This is a genomic window from Halomonas sp. KG2 (genome assembly GCA_030440445.1).
Classification (GTDB): Bacteria; Pseudomonadota; Gammaproteobacteria; order Pseudomonadales; family Halomonadaceae; genus Vreelandella.
Map to the genome: position 1 here is coordinate 4,297,978 of CP098528.1, position 18,911 is coordinate 4,316,888.

The following is an 18,911-nucleotide window of genomic DNA, read 5'->3' on the forward strand; positions in this document are numbered from 1 at the left end:
AAACACGAATCAATAAACACGAATCAATATCATTGACTTTGACTGTTGTGGTGATACTCTCCGCCTCTTATTCCCTAACTGCTCGCGGATTGTTCACCATGTCTGACTGGTCTTCTTCAACGGCTACACTCATTGGCACGGGTCTATTACTAGGCTTTTCCGGCGCTGTTTTCGCCCAAAACACAACGTCTGGATCCACGCTAAACGCAAACGCTGAAGATACCCTGGTGGTGGTCGGCTCCCGCACTCCGACCCAGATCAGTCAGATACCTGGCGCGGTATGGGTGATTGACAAAGAGATGCTGCAACAGCAGACCCGCAATGGTGCAGACCTAAAGACGGCATTGGGTCAGCTTGTGCCAGGACTGGATCTGGCACCGCAAGGGCGCACCAATTATGGGCAAAACATGCGTGGCCGGGGCGTACAGGTGCTTATCGATGGCGTATCTCTGAACAGTTCGCGTGGGCTTTCCCGTCAGTTCGATGCCATCGATCCCTTCAATATTGAGCGTGTAGAAGTGCTTTCCGGCGCCAGCAGCCTGTATGGCGGCGGTGCTACGGGAGGCTTGATCAATATCATTACGCGCAAAGGCGAAGAAGGCCTGAACTGGCGCACCGAAGCTGGCATTACTACAGGCTTCAACAACAGCGATGATATGGATCGACGTCTGTCGCAATCAATCAGCGGCGGCAATGAGCGGGTTCAGGGCTACCTGGGCACCTCCATTGTGGACAACGGCCGTCACTACGATGGCGGCGGCCAAGAGATCTTTCCCGATATTGCCCAGACCGACCTTCAGGACAATCGCAGCATTGATGTATTGGGCAACCTCTCGTTCCGTTTAACCGACGAACAGAGCCTGGAACTGGGCGCCCAGCTGTATCGTTCCGGCTACGAAGGTAACCGGGGGGTTTACTTTCCCAACCTCGACGCTGCCACGCCCAACTTGAACGATGCCGAGATTCGCGACGGCTACCGTTCACAGCGCGATCCGGAAACCGACCGCAAGCTGGTCAATGTCAACTATCACCACGCTAATCTGTGGGGGCAAAACTTCTATCTACAGGCCTTCCACCGAGAAGAGGAATCCAGCTTCCAGGCCTTTCCTTACCCTGTCTCGGATGGCCTGCAGTTTCGTGCATCGCAACAAAATACTGACTTAAGCGGTATTAAAGCGCTGTTTGAGTCGCGCCTGGGTGATGACATCTCATTGACCTATGGGCTCGACCTGGATCGCGAAAAATTCGATGCCAGCCAGATGCTGTTCGATACCGATGTATCAGATACTACCGGAGGGCTGGTGCAGCAGGCTTCGGGCGTTGAGCCCCGCTATCCAGGCTATCAAGTGGACGGGCTTTCCGGCTTCGTTCAAGGTGACTGGCAAGCTACCGAGGCGCTTAAGCTCTCCGCAGGGTTGCGGCAGCAGCATATGGATGTCGAAGTGGGTGATTTCAAGGGTATTCCCGGCGGTCAGAACGATTACGAAGCCACGCTATTGAATGCCAGCGCCCTCTACGATTACGGCAACGGTCACCAGAACTGGCTGCAGTTTAGCCAGGGCTTCGAGCTGCCAGACCCGGCCAAATACTACGGCAAGAGCCCCGAGGTGAGTGTCGATAGCAACCCTCTATCTGCCATCGAGACAGATCAAGTGGAGCTAGGCTGGCGCTACCAGGGGGGCAACTGGATGGCTCAAACGGCACTCTACTACGCTTGGTCGGACAAGGCGGTAGAGAACGCCCAGGATCTGAGCGTCAGCGTAGTGGATGAAAAGAAGCGCGACTTTGGCCTAGAGAGCGCGGTAACCCGTTACTTCGACAATGGCCTGGAAGTCGGCGGTACCCTACACTTGGTGCGTTCCGAGCAGGAGAATGACCAAGGGGAGTGGGAGAAGCGTGACGCCCGCTATGCTTCGCTCTCCTCTTCCACGGCCTTTATCGGCTGGACCGACTACGTGCGTTCGGCGCGTTTGCAAGCCAGCCATACTTTCGACCTGAAAGACGACGCGGATCGTGAGATCGACGGCAACACGACCCTCGATCTATCGCTCAGCCAGGAGACCGATTTTGGCACCGTGAGTCTGGGCATACAGAACCTACTCGACGATCAGTACTCCACCGTCTGGGGCCAGCGGGCCGCTATGTTCTATTCGCCCTACTACGGACCAGAATACCTCTACGACTATCAAGGGCGCGGACGCACCTACACCCTGAACTGGTCGATGGCGTATTAAGCACCGCCCCGCTACTCGCAGGCAGCCGCTCAAAAGCGAGGTAATGGGAATGGCGACACTCGACACACTCGCGCCACTCACCACCCATGACCTGCTGGCTCTTGGTCAGCGCTTCGGGATCGATTACCGCTTTCCCGAAGCGCCTGACCACTCCCCATCGCCTTACGTGGCTCGCGGGCGTGTGATGGATTTCGAGATCACCCCTACCCTACGCGTAACGCACTCGGATCTTGACGTCCTGCACGCTTATGCCTCTACCTCCCGCCGTACCGCTCCGTGGTTTCTCAGTGTGATACTTGAGGGCTGCATTCACGTGGGGCTCGGCCACCAGTCATTTCAATTACAGGCTGGCGACGCCTTCAGTGCGCACTTCAATCAGCAGACCGGGCTTGAGGTCTTCCAGCCGGCACCACAACGTTTACGCACTCTCAATGTGTCGATTCTAGATGGCCTCGAGTCTCTTTCTTCCTCGCCTATCAACGTTGCCCCTCCAGCCACCCCAGTGCTACACACTTGGCAAGTACCGCCGCTCCTTCGCCACAGCCTAGAAACAGCACTGACGTCGAACTGGCCAGCAGAACGGCAGTGCCTATTATGGCAAGGCCTCGCGTTCCAGTTGCTCGCTCATGGCCTGCCTGCCGCTTGCCTGGAAACCGGCGACAAAAACACACAAGATGGCCCCCCTCCGGACCTTTCTCATCGCGATCACCAACGTCTGGAGCGCTTGCGCCAGCAGCTCGAACATTATCCCAACCAGCATTACCGGCTGGAGCAGTTGGCCCGAAATGCCGCCATGAGCCCTAGTAGCCTACGCACCAAATTCCAGCGCTGTTACGGCTGCTCGATATTCGACTACCTACGGCGTTGTCGCCTGACCCAAGCTCAGACGTACTTACGCAAAGGTTATAGCGTGCAGCAAACTGCCCACGCCTGCGGCTACCGCCACGCCAGCAACTTTGCTACGGCATATAAGCGGGCCTTTGGTGTCACGCCGCATGAGGCCTTCAAGTGTCGCTAACGTACTGTCCATAACGTACTACCCACTACTGCTTGCCGTAAGTTCCCCTGCTCTGCATTTTTTGGCAGCGCGCATAACCTCTTTGTCATAGCGCATACCTTTTCAAAGCAATTAAACGCAATAATTCTCATTAACACATTGGTTAATTGCTTCTCATTGCAGGTACACCCCCATGTCTTTTATGCCTCGCCGTTTGTTACGCTCTCCACTCAGTGCCGCTGTTATCGCGGCGCTCGCGGCACCATCGGTTCACGCTCAGGCAAGTACGCAGGAAAGTACTCTGGCAAGTACAGCGCTAGGCACTGTGACGGTAACCGCCCAGCAGGCGGCCACTAAAGTCACCACCCCTTTTATTGAAACGCCGCAAAGCGTTTCTACCATTACCCGTGAACAAATGGATCACCGTGGGGTAGACACCGTTCAGCGCGCCACCGATTACACGCCTGGTGTTTACAGCAACCAGGTGGGTGCCTCCAACCGCTTCGACTACCTAGTACTACGGGGCTTTTCTGACGGCAGCTTGAGCAACACTTTCTTAGATGGCCTTAAAGTGATGGGCGATGCCAACTCCCATAGCACGATGCGCATCGATCCGTGGTTTTTAGATAGCATTGAAGTAGTACGCGGGCCTGCCTCGGTGCTCTATGGCCGTGCCTCACCCGGCGGCGTGGTGGCGCTAAACAGTAAGCGCCCTGAATTTGAACAAGGCGGTGAGCTACGTTTTCGGGTAGGCAATAATAACCAGCGCAGTGCCGCCTTTGACCTCACTGGTCCGATTGGCGCAGAGCAGCGAGTAGCGTTTCGCCTGACCGGCATTGCCAGCACCGCCGACACCCAGTTCGGCCCCGCCGAAGAGGAGCGCTATGCCATTGCACCGCGGCTAACCTGGGATATCACCGACGACACCAGCTTAACGGTTGAGGCCTATCTACAGGATGAACCCGAAGGCGGCTACCACTCCGGCGTGCCCTATGAAGGAGCGGTAGTACCCAGAAACGGCAAGAAGATCAGTAACAACTTCTTTGATGGCGAAGCCGACTACAACGCCTACGAGCGTACTCAGCGCATGGCTGGCTATACCCTGGAACATCGCTTTAATGACGACGTAACGGGCCGCCAGCTACTGCGTTATCTCAATTCCGATGTGGTGCTTAACCAAGTCTATGGCTATGGCTGGACGTCACCCACCTCTGACGAATTAACCCGCTACTATTCTGGCAGCGATGAATCTCTAGAAGCTTGGACTATCGACAATCAGCTTGAAGCCACCGTCAGCAGCGGCTTTATGGATCACACACTGCTTGTCGGGGTTGATTACCAGCAGCGGGAAAATGACGTCTCATGGCCTTCTGGGTATTTCCATCCCATCAATGCCTTTAATCCTGTCTATGGCAGCGGGCCGATTGAATTTTACGCACCTACCCGTGAACGCCACGAGATTGATCAAACCGGTGTTTATCTACAGGATCAAATCGCCGTCGATAACTGGCGCTTCACCCTAGGCGGCCGCTACGACTGGGTAAACATCGACAATACCAACCGCGATAGCGGTGACACCAGCTCACTTAGCGATACCCAGTTCAGCGGCCGCGCCGGTGTGGTCTACCTGTTTGATAACGGCGTAGCGCCCTACCTGAGTTACTCCACTGCCTTCACCCCCACTAGTTTTGTGGATGAAAGTGGCGACCTGCTTCAACCAATGGAAGGCGAACAGTGGGAGGCCGGCCTAAAGTTCCAGCCTAACGGCAGCGCCAGCCAATTCAGCGCGGCGCTGTTCCATATCAGCCAAGAGAACGTCGCGACCAAGGTGCAGCCGTCCGATCCTTATCGCGCGGTGGGTGAAATTGAGTCCCAAGGACTGGAGCTGGAAGCACAAACCCAGCTAACGGATACCCTTTCGGTTCAGGCAGGCTATAGCTTCACCGACATCACCTACGCCAAAAGCGATGATGGCAACCAAGGTAACAACGCAATTTACTCCCCACGCCACCAAGTACAGCTGTGGGGCCACTTTGAGGCCAATAAGGGCTGGCTAAACGGCGTGGATGTCGGTGTTGGCGTACGCCACTATGCGGATATTGCCGCTGATCGAGCCAACACTGAAACCGTCCCTGACTACACCCTGGTGGATGCCACCATTGGCTACGATCTAAGCCAACTAGGCGTTGAAGGAGTGGAAACGCGCCTCAATGTGAACAACCTGCTGGATAAGGAGTACGTAGCCTCCTGCAACTCGCTGGAGTACTGCTACTTCGGCGCCGAGCGCGGTGTGACCGCCAGCGTTCACTATCGCTTCTAAACGCTTGTACTAAGTAACGTTCCAAGCACTTATCTAAGCGTCATTAGTTATTGTAGCCCCACCTGCCCAGGCCACTGTGCCTGGGCATTTTTCCTTGAACACAAGTTTGCAAACAATAAATATTATCGTTTAAATACAGTTCTTATTTTCTGGATAGCCACTCACCACCATGCGCCACACTAACCTGTTCTCTTTGCTCTCGCGCTGCGGGCTATTGGCCGTTTGTATGCTGAGCGTTTCTACTGCCCAGGCGCAGTGGGCAACCGTCGACTGGACCATCGCTGAAACACTACTGGCCATTGATGCGCCGGTTAGCAGCGTTGCTCAACAGAGCGATTATCACCAGTGGGTGGGCGAGCCACAGATACCCGACAGTGCCGCCGATATGGGACTACGCACCCAGCCTAATTTAGAACTGCTGGCCCAAGTGCCTCCGGAACAGACGCTTATTTCGCCCATGTTTGCAGGTTTAACGCCACGCTTGGAGAAAATCGCGCCAGTCACTTTGTTCTCGCTCTACTCCCCCGGCACCAATACCTGGCAGGAGATGCAAAAACTAACCCGCCAGCTGGGCGAGTTAACCGAGCACCAGCCCCAGGCCGAGCAGCTGATTGAAGAGACCCAAATATTGATGACCACGCTGCGCGAATCCCGCTTCCTCTCTCAGTCAGAAATTGCGCCGCTGCTGATGGTACAGTTTATGGATGCCCGCCACGTGCGGGTGTTTGGGGAAAACAGCTTATACAACGCCGTGCTGGAGCAGCTCGATCTCCCCAATGCCTGGGATCAACCCACCAACTCCTGGGGGTTTGCACTAGCGGGGATTGAAACGCTGGCGCGCTACCCAGAAGCAACGCTGGTGATCATCGACCCACTGCCCATCGGAGCCGAAGAGCAGCTCGCAAACAGCGGCCTGTGGCAGCAACTCCCCAGCGTCAGGCATGACAGGATAGTTCGCCTGCCGCCGGTATGGAGCTTCGGCGCACTGCCCTCCGCTCAGCGTTTCGCGAGGGAATTGTTTGCTGCACTATCGGCAGACAGCCCAGCTCAAGTAACCGAGCCAACCGTTAACTAAAATTACTTTTCCAGGTGCACGCTATTTTTAAACGTTCCGATTAACGTAGGGTTACGTTAGGAATAAAAAACTAGCGAGGGAGCGCCATGACACTAGCCATTGTGGCCACGCGCGCAGGGGTTGGACTGGAAGCCCCCGCCGTGCATGTCGAGGTACATCTAGCCAACGGCTTGCCGGGGCTAACGCTGGTGGGTCTGCCGGAAACCGCCGTCAAAGAGAGCCGCGAGCGGGTGCGCAGCGCGCTCATCAATGCCGGGTTTGATTTTCCCAACACCAAGCGCATTACCCTCAACCTTGCCCCTGCCGACCTACCTAAAGAGGGCGGCCGCTTTGATTTGCCGATTGCACTCGGCATTCTGGCCGCCTCTGGCCAGATTCCAGTAGATGCGCTAGAAGGCATGGAGTGCGCAGGCGAACTGGCATTGGATGGCAAACTACGTGCCGTACCCGGCGTATTACCCTTTGCTCTCGCCACACGACGCGTCAACAAAGCACTGATTATTCCCCGCGCCTGTGCCGACGAAGCTGCGTTAGCGGGCGACTTATCGGTTTTACCTGCCGACACCCTATGGCAGGTCGTTGCTCACTTGCTGGGACAAGAGAAAATACCGCCCCACCAACTGTCTGCCTCGGTGAGATCCACGGCCCCCATTGCCGACTTAGCCGACGTTCGCGGCCAGCAGCAGGCACGCCGCGCACTAGAAGTGGCGGCCGCGGGTGGCCATAACTTGCTGCTAGCAGGGCCTCCTGGCACCGGAAAAACCATGCTCGCTAGCCGCTTACCAGGCATTTTGCCGCCGCTTTGCGAAGACGATGCGCTGCAAGTGGCCGCTGTACGTTCGGTCTGTGGGCTACCGCTTGAAGCAGACTGGGGCCAGCGACCCTTTCGCCAGCCCCACCACAGCGCCAGCGCCGCCGCGTTAGTGGGGGGAGGCTCAAAACCCAAACCTGGGGAAATCTCGCTTGCTCACCACGGCGTGCTGTTTTTAGACGAGCTGCCGGAGTTTTCCCGCAACGTCTTAGAAGTGTTAAGGCAGCCACTGGAAACGGGGGAAATTCACCTCTCACGCGCCAGCCATGAACGTCGTTATCCGGCGCAGTTTCAACTCGTTGCCGCCATGAACCCCTGCCCCTGTGGCCACTTGGGCGATCCGCGTCAGCGCTGCCAGTGCAGTTCCAGCCAGATTCAGCGCTATCAGGCACGGCTTTCTGGCCCGCTGCTAGACCGCATTGACCTGCAAGTGGAAGTGCCCGCCCTGCCGCCCGAGCAGCTCACCGCCCAAACTCAAGGCGAACCTTCCAGCGCCGTGCGCAAGCGGGTGATGGCCGCCCGAGAGCGCCAGATGGCGCGAGGCGCACTCAACAGCCAGCTAAGCGGCAAAGCCTTAGAAGCCGCCTGCGCGCTGAACGATGAAGAGCGCGCTTGGTTGGCAGGCGTGCTGGAAAAGCTCAAGCTCTCTGCCCGCGCTTACCACCGCGTTCTGCGGGTCGCGCTTACCCTGGCCGATCTGCAAGGCGAACCCAAGCCCACCCAGCCACACTTTATCGAGGCTATCGGCTACCGGCAGTTGGATAGGCTGTTGAAAGGTGCCTAGCGATGGTGATTGGCCATTACATCGACAAGTCGTTGGCATAAGGCGTCGAGCTTTCCACCCGTCGCTTCATCCTTGAGCGCGCCTGACTCGTTAAACGCACTGCCTGCCTTCGGCAATGATAGTGGCTGCGGCAGTACGGTCAAACTCAGATTGGCCAACAACTGCTGTCCAAGGGGCAATGCTCGAATACCGCCCAGCCCACCTGGTGACGCCGCCACCAGCGCAGCCCACTTACCGGCAAATAACTTGAGTCCTGGCGTATCGTTGTAAGGCCTGGAGAGCCAATCTAACGTGTTTTTCAGCAGCGGCGTAATAAAACCGTTGTACTCCGGCGAGGCGATCAATAGCGCTTGGTGCTCTGCCAGTATGTCGCGCAGTTTCAGTACATTATCAGGCATGCCCTGGGCTTCAATGTCTTCATCGAACAGCGGGCAAGGGTAGTCTTTTAAATCGATAAAGGTCGCCTTTCCACCCAAGGCCTCAATACGCTTGGCGGCAAGCTTCGCGAGCTGTTTGTTAAGCGAGCCTTCACGGGCACTGCCCGCTAAGACGAGAACTTTTGCTACTGATGCCATACCACTTCCTCTTTAGAAGAATGTCTTTGAAAGCCTCACCATTTAGCATTTGTGCCTTTTGAGCAAGGCGTTTTTGGCTGATTAGCGGCTAAGCTCGATATGCAAGCTTGCCGCCATTAAAACGTCTGCACTCTGTCATTCAACTATCACTATTACGGGTGAAAATTAGCAAATTCTGAAGCTGCTCTACTTTCTCTTCCTAAATAGTGAAACCGTGATGACCAAGCCGTTACTAGCAACTGCTCTATTCGCCTTTGTATTTCCTGGATTCATAGAATAACCGCAGCACTTTGGACACCACGGTGGAGGCAGGAGGGTCAGCGCCGGTACCCTTCTCGGCTCACCGACCAAAGTGAAGCAGAGCATGGGATACCGACAGCTGACCCAGACCCAACGATACCAGATCCACGCCCGCTATGACTTGGGCGTGAGCCAGCGTCAAATCGGCAGAGAGCTAGGAATCCACAGCAGCACGGTCAGCCGTGAGCTGCGTCGTAACGCCACTTCTGGTGGCTACGACCCCGAGCAGGCCCAGTCCCTCAGTGATCACCGCCGCCGCACCGCCTGGAAGTGGACGAAGCGCTTGCCCAGCCTGATCACCGCCGTTGCCGACCGGCTGCGAGAGGAGTGGAGTCCGGAGCAGATCAGCGGCTTCATGGCACCGTTGGCCGGCATAGGCGTCAGTCACCAGTGGATCTACTCCTTGATCTGGGATGACAGAGCGCAAGGTGGCGATCTATGGCGGCACCTCCGCCAACCGAAGCGTCGCAGCAAGCATCGGGCTCAGGCCAAGAGCGCTGGGCTTGGCAAGATCCCCAGCCGCGTGGGCATTGAGCATCGCCCGGCAGAGGTCGATGCCAGGCTCGTCATCGGGCACTGGGAAGGCGACACCGTCATTCAGGGGCATAAGCAATCGGGGCTGGTGACGCTGGTAGAGCGCCGTAGCGGCTATCTGCTGGCGGCGAGGTTGCCCAGGGTCTCAGCGGAGCTGACGCAAGCGGCCATGATCCGGCTGTTGAAGCCTCGCCGGGGTGCTGTGAAGACCATCACCCTAGACAACGGCTCGGAGTTCGCCGGCCACATAGCCGTAGGCAAGGCGGTGACCGCAAAGACCTACTTTTGCGATCCCTACTGCTCTGGCCAGCGTGGGAGCAACGAGAATACCAATGGCTTGATACGGCAGTACTTCCCCAAGGGAACAGACTTCCGCCAGGTCACCGATGCCGAGCTGCGCAAGGTGGTCGAGAAACTAAACGACCGCCCTCGAAAGCGACTCGGTTACCGGACACCGGCACAGGTGTTTCTGGGGGAGTACTCAGGAGCCCTGGACACAGCAGGTGCTGCACTTATTGCTTGAATTCAGGTTTACCAGTGCCGCGCACGCCCAGCAGGATTTTAGCGCCACATTGTCCGGCCATGCCCAGCTACCCGGCAGCACCTTTGTGGCGGCTCCTTCAGGCGCCGCTGAGCACTACAACGTCTCAGGCCGTTTTACTGGCCCAGAGGGCCGGGCTGAGCAGCTATATACCAACATGCAGGCCACCGGCTTAGCGCTCCCTTTCCCTAGCCAGCCATTACAGGGGTTTTCAGGTATTCGCTCACTGGGCGATGACCGTTTCTTGGTATTAACCGATAACGGCTTTGGTTCCAAAGCCAACTCCTCTGACGTCATTCTGATGTTTAACATTATAAAGACTGACTGGGACACCGGGCGTGTCATCATTGAGGAGACCGTTCAACTATCGGACCCAAACCGCAAGGTGCCCTTCCCGATTATGAATGAAGCCACGCCTGGTCGCTTTCTAACCGGCGCTGATTTCGATATTGAATCGATACAGCCAGTGGGCGATAACTACTGGATTGGCGATGAGTTCGGCCCCTGGATTCTCCAGGTCGATCATCAGGGCGAAGTGCTGCAAGTGCTGGCCACTAACCCTAGTGGAACGCTGATGCGCTCACCTGACAATGCTTTTGCCCTCACCCCGAACCCTGGTGCATCTCTCGCAGATGAGGTGGTGGTATTTCGCTCCGGCGGTTATGAAGGCATGGCGCTCTCCGAAGACCAAACAACGCTCTATCCCTTGCTAGAAAAACCGATCTGGGACAGCAGCGCCAACGCCCCAGAAACGATTGACGGCACCGCCGTGTTAAGAATGTTCGAGCTCGATACTGAAACCGGAGAATGGGGCGACACAACCCGCTATTACCCCTTGGAGTCAGCGGATCATGCGATTGGCGATTTCAATCTTATTGGCGGAACTCGTGGCCTGATTATCGAACGTGATAGTCGCCAGGGCGACCCGCGAGAAGCGTGGGCAGACAACCCCGCTGAGTTCAAACGTATCTATCTCATCGACCTCGACCGTACAGACGAGCAGGGAGTGCTTGATAAAATCGCCTATATAGACCTGATGAACATCCAGGACCCAGATGGCATTGCACCCCGCGGCACGATCAACGGCACCTTTAACTTTCCCTTTGTGACCATTGAGAACGTCGACCGTGTTGATGAGAGCACTATCGTGGTCGCCAATGACAATAACTACCCTTTCTCGATTGGCCGTCAGCAAGGACGCGCTGATGATAATGAGCTGATACTGCTCAATGTGGAGGACTTCCTGAACGCTCAGTAGCGAAAGTAGGCGTGAGGCAGGGCGCGCGCTAGCGCCCTAGCCTCGGGTTGCCCCCTGGGCTTGCAATATTTACGTTATTGCCCACGCTCAACAACGTTATCTACGAAGCCATCCAGAGCTTCAAACAACACTTCACGAATGGGGTCGGCCTCGTTAACTAAGTGGTGTCGCGCTTCTGGGTGGCGGTAGATCTCAGCATTGGGAAACTTCTCCTCCAACACCGCTAAGTTCCACTCCCAATCGACGGTAAGGTCTTGCTCACCCTGCAAAATAAGCGTCGGCAGCGGATTAGGTGCCAACGCTAGCAAGCGCGGCATCCAACGTCGCATGGCAGTTATCCACGAAACGCTTAACCGTTCGGGCTGAAGCGGGTCTTGGTCGCGTAGGAACGCCGTAAACTGCTCATCCGTGGAGTTGGGGCGATACTTACGTGGTAGCTCCTTTAAAAAAGGGCTGGCAATCAGGTGCAGCCAGCTAGACTGACTCCAGCGCCAGGGGCGTACCAATGGCGCTAGCAGCACAATACCTGCCCAGCCTGCCATTTCACGGCGAGTGAGCGCGTCGGTCGCCAAGATGGCCGCCCCCGTACTCTGCCCAACACCTAGCCACGGCGTAGGGGCCATGCCTTGGCGTTGCAATGTCGCCTGTAAATGCGCAAGACAGTGCTGATAGTCGTCAAAATCTTCTATGTCGGCGCGTGGGCCGCTGGAAAGACCGTGACCAGGAAGGTCCCACAACACCACTCGCCACCCTTTGGCCAGCAGGCAGCCGAGCAAATGGCGGTAAAGGCCTAAATGGTCAAAGTAACCATGAATCACAAACGCGGTGCCCGTAGGAACAGGCGGGCTCCATACTTGGCACCAAAGGGCAAAGCGTCCAGTATCAATAAATCCCGCGTGCACTTCGCTGGTATCGTTTAGTAGCGTTTCTAAACCGTAGTGGCGAAAATAGTCATGCACAGCGTCCGTTAGCGTGTCGCCCGGCCTAAGCTGAGAGAGCGATGACTCGCCTGCTGCTTGCCTAAACAAGCCTTCCAGGTGTTGGAAATTATGCATTAACGTCTCTCCGTGAACGCCACCTATCCATTGGCTGAATGATAGCGGAGACCACTACCGCTCTCATCATTTGGTCGAGCATTTTGCTGCTTTACGGCATCGACTGTTTACATGCCCGCGCAGTTGTGGAAGTATTTTCCACAAATATACATTTACCCTGACCGTGGCACGATAATATCCCACGGGCACCTTTACAGGAGAACCCCATGAGCGAGCGTATCACGCGTCACCGTTTACAGGTGTCAGCAGACCTGGACCGCTTCATCAATGAGCAGGCTTTACCGGGCACTGGTGTCGATGAAAACACCTTTTGGGCTGGCGTTGACGCCCTGTTCCATGATTTGACACCGAAAAATCGCCAACTGCTTGAAGAGCGCGACACGCTCCAAGAAAAACTGGATGTCTGGCACCGTGAAAATCCGGGCCCGGTTAGCGATATGCCAGCTTACCGCAGCTTCTTGAAAGAAGCGGGCTACCTAGTGGATGCGCCAAACAGCGTTAAAACCACCACGGCCAATGTCGATCGCGAAGTGGCTGTTCAAGCAGGCCCGCAGTTGGTGGTGCCTGTGAGCAACGCCCGCTATGCGTTGAATGCCGCTAACGCCCGCTGGGGCAGCTTGTACGATGCTCTATACGGCACCGATGCGATTTCAGAACAAGATGGCGCTGAAAAAGGCACCAGTTTCAACCCGAAGCGTGGCCAAAAAGTTATCGCTTATGCCCGTGGTGTGCTTGATCGTGCTGCCCCACTGGCCACCGGCTCTCACCGCGATGCGGTGAAATACGCTATTCGTGATGGCCACTTGGTCGTTAGCCTGGAAGGCGGTCGTGAAACCGGCCTAAAAGATTCCGGCAAGCTGATCGGCTTTAACGGCGATGCATCCGCGCCTGAAGCCATCCTGCTCACCAACAACGGCCTGCACCTGGAAATCCAGATCGACGACAGCCACCCGATCGGTAAAACCGACCCCGCTCACGTGAAAGACGTGGTGGTGGAAGCGGCACTGACCGCGATTATGGATTGTGAAGACTCCGTTGCTGCTGTCGACTCTGAAGATAAAGTCGGTGTTTACAGCAACTGGCTTGGCCTGATGAAGGGCGACCTGGAAGAGAGCATCGACAAAGGCGGCAAAACCTTCAAGCGGACGCTGCACGCCGATCGTACTTGGCAAACCACTGATGGCAGCACCGTGACCCTGCCAGGTCGTTCACTGATGTTCGTGCGCAACGTTGGCCATCTGATGACCACGCCTGCTGTTCTGGACGAAAATGGCAACGAACTGCCGGAAGGTATTCTGGACGCGGTAGTGACCTCGCTGCTGTCACTGCACGACCTGAAGAAAGACGCCGATCAGCCGCGTAACTCCCGCGCTGGCTCAGTGTATATCGTGAAGCCGAAAATGCACGGACCAAAAGAAGTGGCGTTCGCCAACGAACTGTTTGGTCGCGTTGAAGACATCCTGGGCATGAACCGTGACACCCTGAAAATGGGCATCATGGATGAAGAGCGCCGCACCACCGTCAACTTGAAGGCGTGTATTGCTGAAGCGGCTTCTCGGGTTGTGTTCATCAACACCGGTTTCCTTGACCGCACCGGTGACGAAATGCACACCGCCATGGAAGCAGGCCCGATGGTTCGCAAAGGCGATATGAAGAGCGCTGCGTGGATCACCGCCTACGAGAAGAACAACGTGCAGGTAGGCTTAGCCTGTGGCCTGCGTGGTCGTGCTCAAATCGGTAAAGGCATGTGGGCGATGCCTGATCTGATGCATAGCATGCTAGAGCAAAAAATTGGCCACCCGAAAGCGGGTGCTAACACGGCATGGGTGCCTTCTCCAACAGCGGCTACGCTACATGCGCTTCACTACCACCAAGTCAACGTAGCGGACGTACAGCGTGAACTGGAAGCCCAAGGCGAACCCGACTTTTTAGATGACCTGCTCACCGTGCCAGTAGCCGAAAACGCCAACTGGTCGGATGAGGAGATTCAACAAGAGTTGGATAACAACTGTCAGGGCATTCTGGGCTACGTAGTACGCTGGGTTGAACATGGCGTGGGCTGCTCAAAAGTGCCGGACATTCATAACGTTGGCCTAATGGAAGACCGCGCTACGCTGCGTATTTCCAGCCAACATATCGCCAACTGGCTGCACCACGGCATTGTCGATGCGCCGCGGGTGGAAGAAACGCTTAAGCGTATGGCTAAAGTGGTTGATAAGCAGAACGCTGGCGACCCCACCTACACGGCCATGAGCGCTGACTTCGAAGGCTCAACTGCCTTTAAAGCAGCCTCTGACTTGGTGTTCAAAGGCCGCGTACAGCCTTCTGGCTACACCGAACCGCTACTTCACGCGTGGCGTCAGGTACATAAGGCGAAGTAAACGCGCTTTGCGGTATCATCAGCCTCGAGGCGCATGCCTCGGGGCTTTTTTATAAAGGACAATAATAATGACCGTAATGACTGCCGAGCAGATTGAGCACTTTCTTGATGAGGTGTTTCCCCAGCGGATGGGCAGAATTGAAAGCGTTGGTGCGATGAGTGCCACCCTGCGATTAACCATCGGTGAGCAACACCTTCGCCCTGGCCCCAGGGTGTCTGGTCCGACCATGATGGGCTTTGCCGATGTGGCGTTGTATGTGGCCATTTTGGCGCAAATAGGCCCCGAAGCCATGGCGGTCACCAGTGACTTGAACTGCCATTTCTTACGCGCCGCTTCCGGCGAGCACGATATTGTTGCTCACGCCAAACTCATCAAGCTAGGCCGCCGTTTAGCGGTAGGCGAAGTGCAGATTTTCTCTGCCAGCGATGACACTAAGCCAGTTGCGCATATTACCGCCAGCTATGCGCTGCCAGACAGCCCAACTGGCTAACCACCACGCTAACGGCTGAGCAGCGCAGTGACGGCTACTCCTAACCAGCCTGCCATCAGCAGCAAACCACCGATGGGCGTTACAATACCAACGCTTAGCCCTACCAGGGCCATTAGGTAAAGCGAGCCCGAAAAGGCGGTAATACCCAACGCCCATAGCGCTAACACGATGCGCTGCCCTGGCTGAGGGCACTGGCTGCGCCAAGCCAGCACCGCTAACATGGCCAACGTATGCCACGCTTGATAACGCACGCCAGTTTCAACGATGTCGACCATGGCAGCACTGGTACGCGATGCCAATCCGTGAGCCGCATAGGCCCCGAGTATCACCATTAGTGCTCCAGAGAGTGCGACTAGGCACCACCAGGGTTTGTCTGCTCGCTGCATGGATTACTCCTGTTTATAAATACTCGTTACAAGTACTTGAGATAAGCTCTTGAGATAAGTACGTAAGATAACTACCTGGGATAAATACTCGACATACGCACTCGATATTTCACCGAGATGATTGTCGTTGTCACATACCTTGAGCGGTGCGAAACCGCTACAATAGACAATGTTTTGCCTCACCGAATGGGACACTTACCGTTATGCCTACTCCTAATGAGTCGATACAACTGACGCTCAATGGCGAATCGCATACGCTGGCAGCTGGCCTTAGCGCCGCTGATCTAATTGAGCAATTAGGCCTGACCGGGCGCCGTATCGCTGTGGAAATTAACGAACAGATCGTGCCCAAAAGCCAGCTTGCTCAAACGCATTTAGCCAATGGCGACCAGATAGAAGTCGTTCACGCCATCGGCGGCGGCTAGCGTAGCCCATCACCGTTTTTGCTTTCAAAAGGAACCGCTATGACGCCACTGATTGATACACCGTTTACCGTTGCTGGGCGCGAGTTCAGCTCCCGCCTACTGGTGGGTACTGGCAAATACAAAGACTTTACCGAGACCGGCGCGGCCATTGCCCAAAGCGGCGCGGAAATTGTCACCTTTGCTGTGCGCCGCACCAACTTAGGCCAGGATGCCGACGCGCCTAACCTTCTCGATGTCATTTCCCCCCAGCGCTACACCTTGTTGCCCAACACCGCTGGCTGCTACAACGCCAAAGACGCTGTGCGCACCTGCCGCTTGGCGCGTGAGCTGCTAGACGGCCATAACCTGGTCAAGCTGGAAGTGCTCGGCGACGATCACACCCTCTATCCCAATGTGGTCGAGACGCTAAAAGCCGCTGAGACACTGCTGGCTGATGGCTTTGACGTCATGGTGTACACCAGTGATGACCCCATTGTGGCACGTGAACTAGAAGCCATGGGCTGCTGCGCCATCATGCCGCTAGGTTCGCTGATTGGCTCGGGGCATGGCATTCAAAACCCGCATAATGTACGCCTGATTGTTGAGCAAAGCAGTGTACCCGTGCTGGTCGATGCGGGCATCGGCACCGCTTCTGACGCCGCCATGGCAATGGAGCTCGGGTGTGACGGTGTGCTGCTCAACACGGCGATCGCTCACGCCCGCGACCCGCTGCGTATGGCTAACGCCATGAAGCTGGCCGTAGAAGCTGGCCGCGATGCCTTCCTAGCAGGCCGTATGCCACGTCGCCAGAGCGCCGATCCCTCTTCGCCTTTTGCAGGCCGAATTAACGGCTGATACAGAGACACCATGACCGATACGAACGACACCACGCCTGAAAGCAATACTGCTGGCGCTGAGAGCAACACTACAGGCCCTGAAAATGCTGATGCCCCGCTACACCGGCGGGGGATTAAGAGCTACGTGATTCGCGCAGGGCGCATGACCCCAGCGCAAAGCCGCGGTTTAGAAGATGTTTGGCCACGTTTAGGCCTAACGATTGCCGATGGGCGTCAGGATCTGGACACCCTGTTTGGCCGCCAAGCACCGCGCGTGGTGGAAATTGGCTTTGGTATGGGCAACTCACTCATCGAGCAAGCCGAACGCCACCCAGATACTGACTTTATCGGTATCGAGGTTCACGCGCCGGGTGTGGGCAAGCTGCTAGATGAGGTAGATAAACGCGGCCTAACCAACCTGCGCGTTTACCGCGAAGATGCCTTGGCGGTGCTGGAGCAGTGTCTGCCTGAAGACTCATTAACCACGCTACAGCTCTTTTTCCCCGATCCATGGCCGAAAAAGAAGCACCACAAGCGACGTATTGTGCAACCTGCGTTTGTTGAGCTGATTCGTACGCGCTTAAAACCTGGTGGCACCTTCCACATGGCAACCGACTGGGAAGCCTATGCCGAGTGGATGGCCGAGGTCATGGACGCCGCACCCGGCTACGCGAATACCGCCAGCGCTGACACAGCGCCCTACGTTCCACGCCCAGACTTTCGCCCGCTAACTAAGTTTGAAGCCCGCGGCGAGAAACTTGGCCACGGCGTATGGGATTTGATTTACCGCCGTGACGTTTAAACACAGCGACTAAAGATAGCTCAGCGTCGTTTACGTTCGCTTATCGTAAACGACGCGATGCAGCGTACCGCTACCACTTTCAAAGGCATCAATATTCGCCAGTGTAGTCTCGGCAATATTGGTTAGCGCCTCGGTAGTGAAGAAAGCCTGATGACCGGTAATCAGCACATTGTGAAAGGTCGTCAGGCGCATGAACTGGTCATCATCGATCACTTTGTGCGATAGATCCTCGAAGAACAGTTGCTCCTCCTCTTCGTAAACATCTAGCCCTAAGCGGCCAATTTTGCCGCTTTTCAGACCAGCGATCACCGCTTGGGTATCGACCACTCGACCGCGGCCAGTGTTGATCAGCATGACACCCTGCTTCATTTGCGCGATGGCATCGGCGTTAACCAGATGATCAGTATCGGGTGTTAACGGGCAGTGCAGCGAAATAATATCTGCTTGAGCATAAAGCGACGCCAGCGGCACGTACTCCACAAACGGCTCGGCATTCGGGTTTGGAAAAGGATCGCTGGCAACTACTCGGCAGCCAAAGCCATGCATGATATTGGCAAAGATCAAGCCAATCTGCCCAGTGCCAATCACGCCCACGGTTTTGCCATGCAGATCGAACCCCAGCAGTCCGTCTAGGGCAAAGTTGCCCTCGCGCACTCGGTTGTAAGCGCGATAGGTCATGCGGTTCAGGCTTAACACTAAGGCCACCGCGTGCTCTGCTACGGCATAAGGCGAATAAGCGGGCACCCGCACCACGGTAATTCCCAACCGTTCGGCTGCCGCCAAGTCAACATGGTTAAATCCAGCCGAGCGCAGTGCTACCAATCGTATGCCGCTAGTGTGTAGCTGCTCTAAAACATCCGCATACAGATGGTCATTTACAAAAGCGCATACCACTTCAAACCCTTTCGCGAGAGGCGCCGTATCGACGGTCAAGCGCGCATCAAAAAAGCTTAATTCGTGTCGATTCGAGGCATTAGCACGAGTAAGGAAGGTTTCGTCATAAGGCTTAGCGCTAAAAACGGCAACGCGCATGGCATTTCTCCTGGCTCTGGATAGATGATCAGCATAGGCAATTCGTCTATTGTCTGCCCAAACGTCACAAGAGGTATTCACCGAGATCAAAGAAAG

General features: G+C 56.0%; 16 protein-coding genes. 12 read left to right on the top strand and 4 right to left on the bottom strand.

Annotated elements, in window-relative coordinates; translation table 11 throughout:
* Nucleotides 1-98: 98 nt before the first annotated feature.
* The 5 genes from NDQ72_19615 to NDQ72_19635 all read left to right on the top strand — a co-directional run bounded on the left by NDQ72_19615 (nt 99) and on the right by NDQ72_19635 (nt 8,221).
* Nucleotides 99-2,234, top strand: a complete 2,136-nt coding sequence (locus tag NDQ72_19615) for a TonB-dependent receptor (protein ID WKD28217.1) — start codon at nt 99-101, stop codon at nt 2,232-2,234.
* Nucleotides 2,235-2,283: 49 nt separating this feature from the next.
* Nucleotides 2,284-3,252, top strand: a complete 969-nt coding sequence (locus NDQ72_19620) for an AraC family transcriptional regulator (protein WKD28218.1) — start codon at nt 2,284-2,286, stop codon at nt 3,250-3,252.
* A 172-nt stretch (nt 3,253-3,424) separates the two neighbouring features.
* On the top strand, nt 3,425-5,551 hold the full coding sequence (locus NDQ72_19625; protein ID WKD28219.1) for a TonB-dependent siderophore receptor: 2,127 nt from the start codon (nt 3,425-3,427) through the stop codon (nt 5,549-5,551).
* Between the two features lie 169 nt (nt 5,552-5,720).
* Nucleotides 5,721-6,626 carry an ABC transporter substrate-binding protein gene (locus tag NDQ72_19630; GenBank protein WKD28220.1) on the top strand — a complete coding sequence of 302 codons (906 nt, stop codon included), beginning with the start codon at nt 5,721-5,723 and terminating at the stop codon, nt 6,624-6,626.
* Nucleotides 6,627-6,712: 86 nt separating this feature from the next.
* Nucleotides 6,713-8,221 carry a YifB family Mg chelatase-like AAA ATPase gene (locus NDQ72_19635; GenBank protein ID WKD28221.1) on the top strand — a complete coding sequence of 503 codons (1,509 nt, stop codon included), beginning with the start codon at nt 6,713-6,715 and terminating at the stop codon, nt 8,219-8,221.
* Here the strand turns inward: NDQ72_19635 and NDQ72_19640 are convergent.
* The gene (locus tag NDQ72_19640; protein WKD28222.1) at nt 8,218-8,796 is read right to left on the bottom strand and encodes an NAD(P)H-dependent oxidoreductase; all 579 of its coding nucleotides are present in this window, start codon (nt 8,794-8,796) and stop codon (nt 8,218-8,220) included. The two genes, NDQ72_19635 and NDQ72_19640, sit on opposite strands and share 4 nt — an antisense overlap.
* 364 nt (nt 8,797-9,160) lie before the next feature.
* Between NDQ72_19640 and NDQ72_19645 the strand changes: the two genes are divergently transcribed.
* Both NDQ72_19645 and NDQ72_19650 read left to right on the top strand, forming a co-directional pair.
* Nucleotides 9,161-10,153 carry an IS30 family transposase gene (locus tag NDQ72_19645; protein ID WKD28223.1) on the top strand — a complete coding sequence of 331 codons (993 nt, stop codon included), beginning with the start codon at nt 9,161-9,163 and terminating at the stop codon, nt 10,151-10,153.
* Nucleotides 10,146-11,429, top strand: coding sequence for an esterase-like activity of phytase family protein (locus tag NDQ72_19650; GenBank protein ID WKD28224.1), 1,284 nt, complete (start codon nt 10,146-10,148; stop codon nt 11,427-11,429). The genes NDQ72_19645 and NDQ72_19650 overlap by 8 nt, the downstream gene beginning before the upstream one ends.
* A gap of 74 nt (nt 11,430-11,503) precedes the next feature.
* On the opposite strand, the gene NDQ72_19655 is transcribed toward NDQ72_19650, so the two are convergent.
* Entirely contained in the window at nt 11,504-12,484 is a 981-nt protein-coding gene (locus NDQ72_19655) for an alpha/beta hydrolase (GenBank protein WKD28225.1), read from the bottom strand.
* Nucleotides 12,485-12,690: 206 nt separating this feature from the next.
* Here NDQ72_19655 and NDQ72_19660 point away from each other — a divergent pair, with 206 nt between their 5' ends.
* Together NDQ72_19660 and NDQ72_19665 are read left to right on the top strand one after the other, a co-directional pair.
* Nucleotides 12,691-14,865, top strand: a complete 2,175-nt coding sequence (locus tag NDQ72_19660) for a malate synthase G (GenBank protein ID WKD28226.1) — start codon at nt 12,691-12,693, stop codon at nt 14,863-14,865.
* A gap of 67 nt (nt 14,866-14,932) precedes the next feature.
* Nucleotides 14,933-15,355, top strand: coding sequence for a PaaI family thioesterase (locus NDQ72_19665; GenBank protein WKD28227.1), 423 nt, complete (start codon nt 14,933-14,935; stop codon nt 15,353-15,355).
* An 8-nt stretch (nt 15,356-15,363) separates the two neighbouring features.
* Here the strand turns inward: NDQ72_19665 and NDQ72_19670 are convergent, their stop codons facing one another.
* Nucleotides 15,364-15,741: a DUF423 domain-containing protein gene (locus tag NDQ72_19670; protein ID WKD28228.1), complete on the bottom strand. Its 378-nt coding sequence runs from the start codon at nt 15,739-15,741 to the stop codon at nt 15,364-15,366.
* A 203-nt stretch (nt 15,742-15,944) separates the two neighbouring features.
* Here NDQ72_19670 and thiS point away from each other — a divergent pair, with 203 nt between their 5' ends.
* From thiS to trmB, 3 genes are read left to right on the top strand one after another with little or no spacing between them, the layout of a single operon-like run.
* Nucleotides 15,945-16,166: a sulfur carrier protein ThiS gene (gene thiS, locus NDQ72_19675; GenBank protein ID WKD28229.1), complete on the top strand. Its 222-nt coding sequence runs from the start codon at nt 15,945-15,947 to the stop codon at nt 16,164-16,166.
* Nucleotides 16,167-16,205: 39 nt separating this feature from the next.
* Complete coding sequence (locus NDQ72_19680) at nt 16,206-17,000, top strand: thiazole synthase (GenBank protein WKD28230.1); 795 nt, start codon at nt 16,206-16,208, stop codon at nt 16,998-17,000.
* Between the two features lie 12 nt (nt 17,001-17,012).
* Entirely contained in the window at nt 17,013-17,783 is a 771-nt protein-coding gene (gene trmB, locus NDQ72_19685) for a tRNA (guanosine(46)-N7)-methyltransferase TrmB (GenBank protein WKD28231.1), read from the top strand.
* Nucleotides 17,784-17,813: 30 nt separating this feature from the next.
* Here trmB and NDQ72_19690 read toward each other — a convergent pair whose 3' ends face one another.
* Entirely contained in the window at nt 17,814-18,815 is a 1,002-nt protein-coding gene (locus tag NDQ72_19690) for a 2-hydroxyacid dehydrogenase (GenBank protein WKD28232.1), read from the bottom strand.
* Nucleotides 18,816-18,911: the final 96 nt, after the last annotated feature.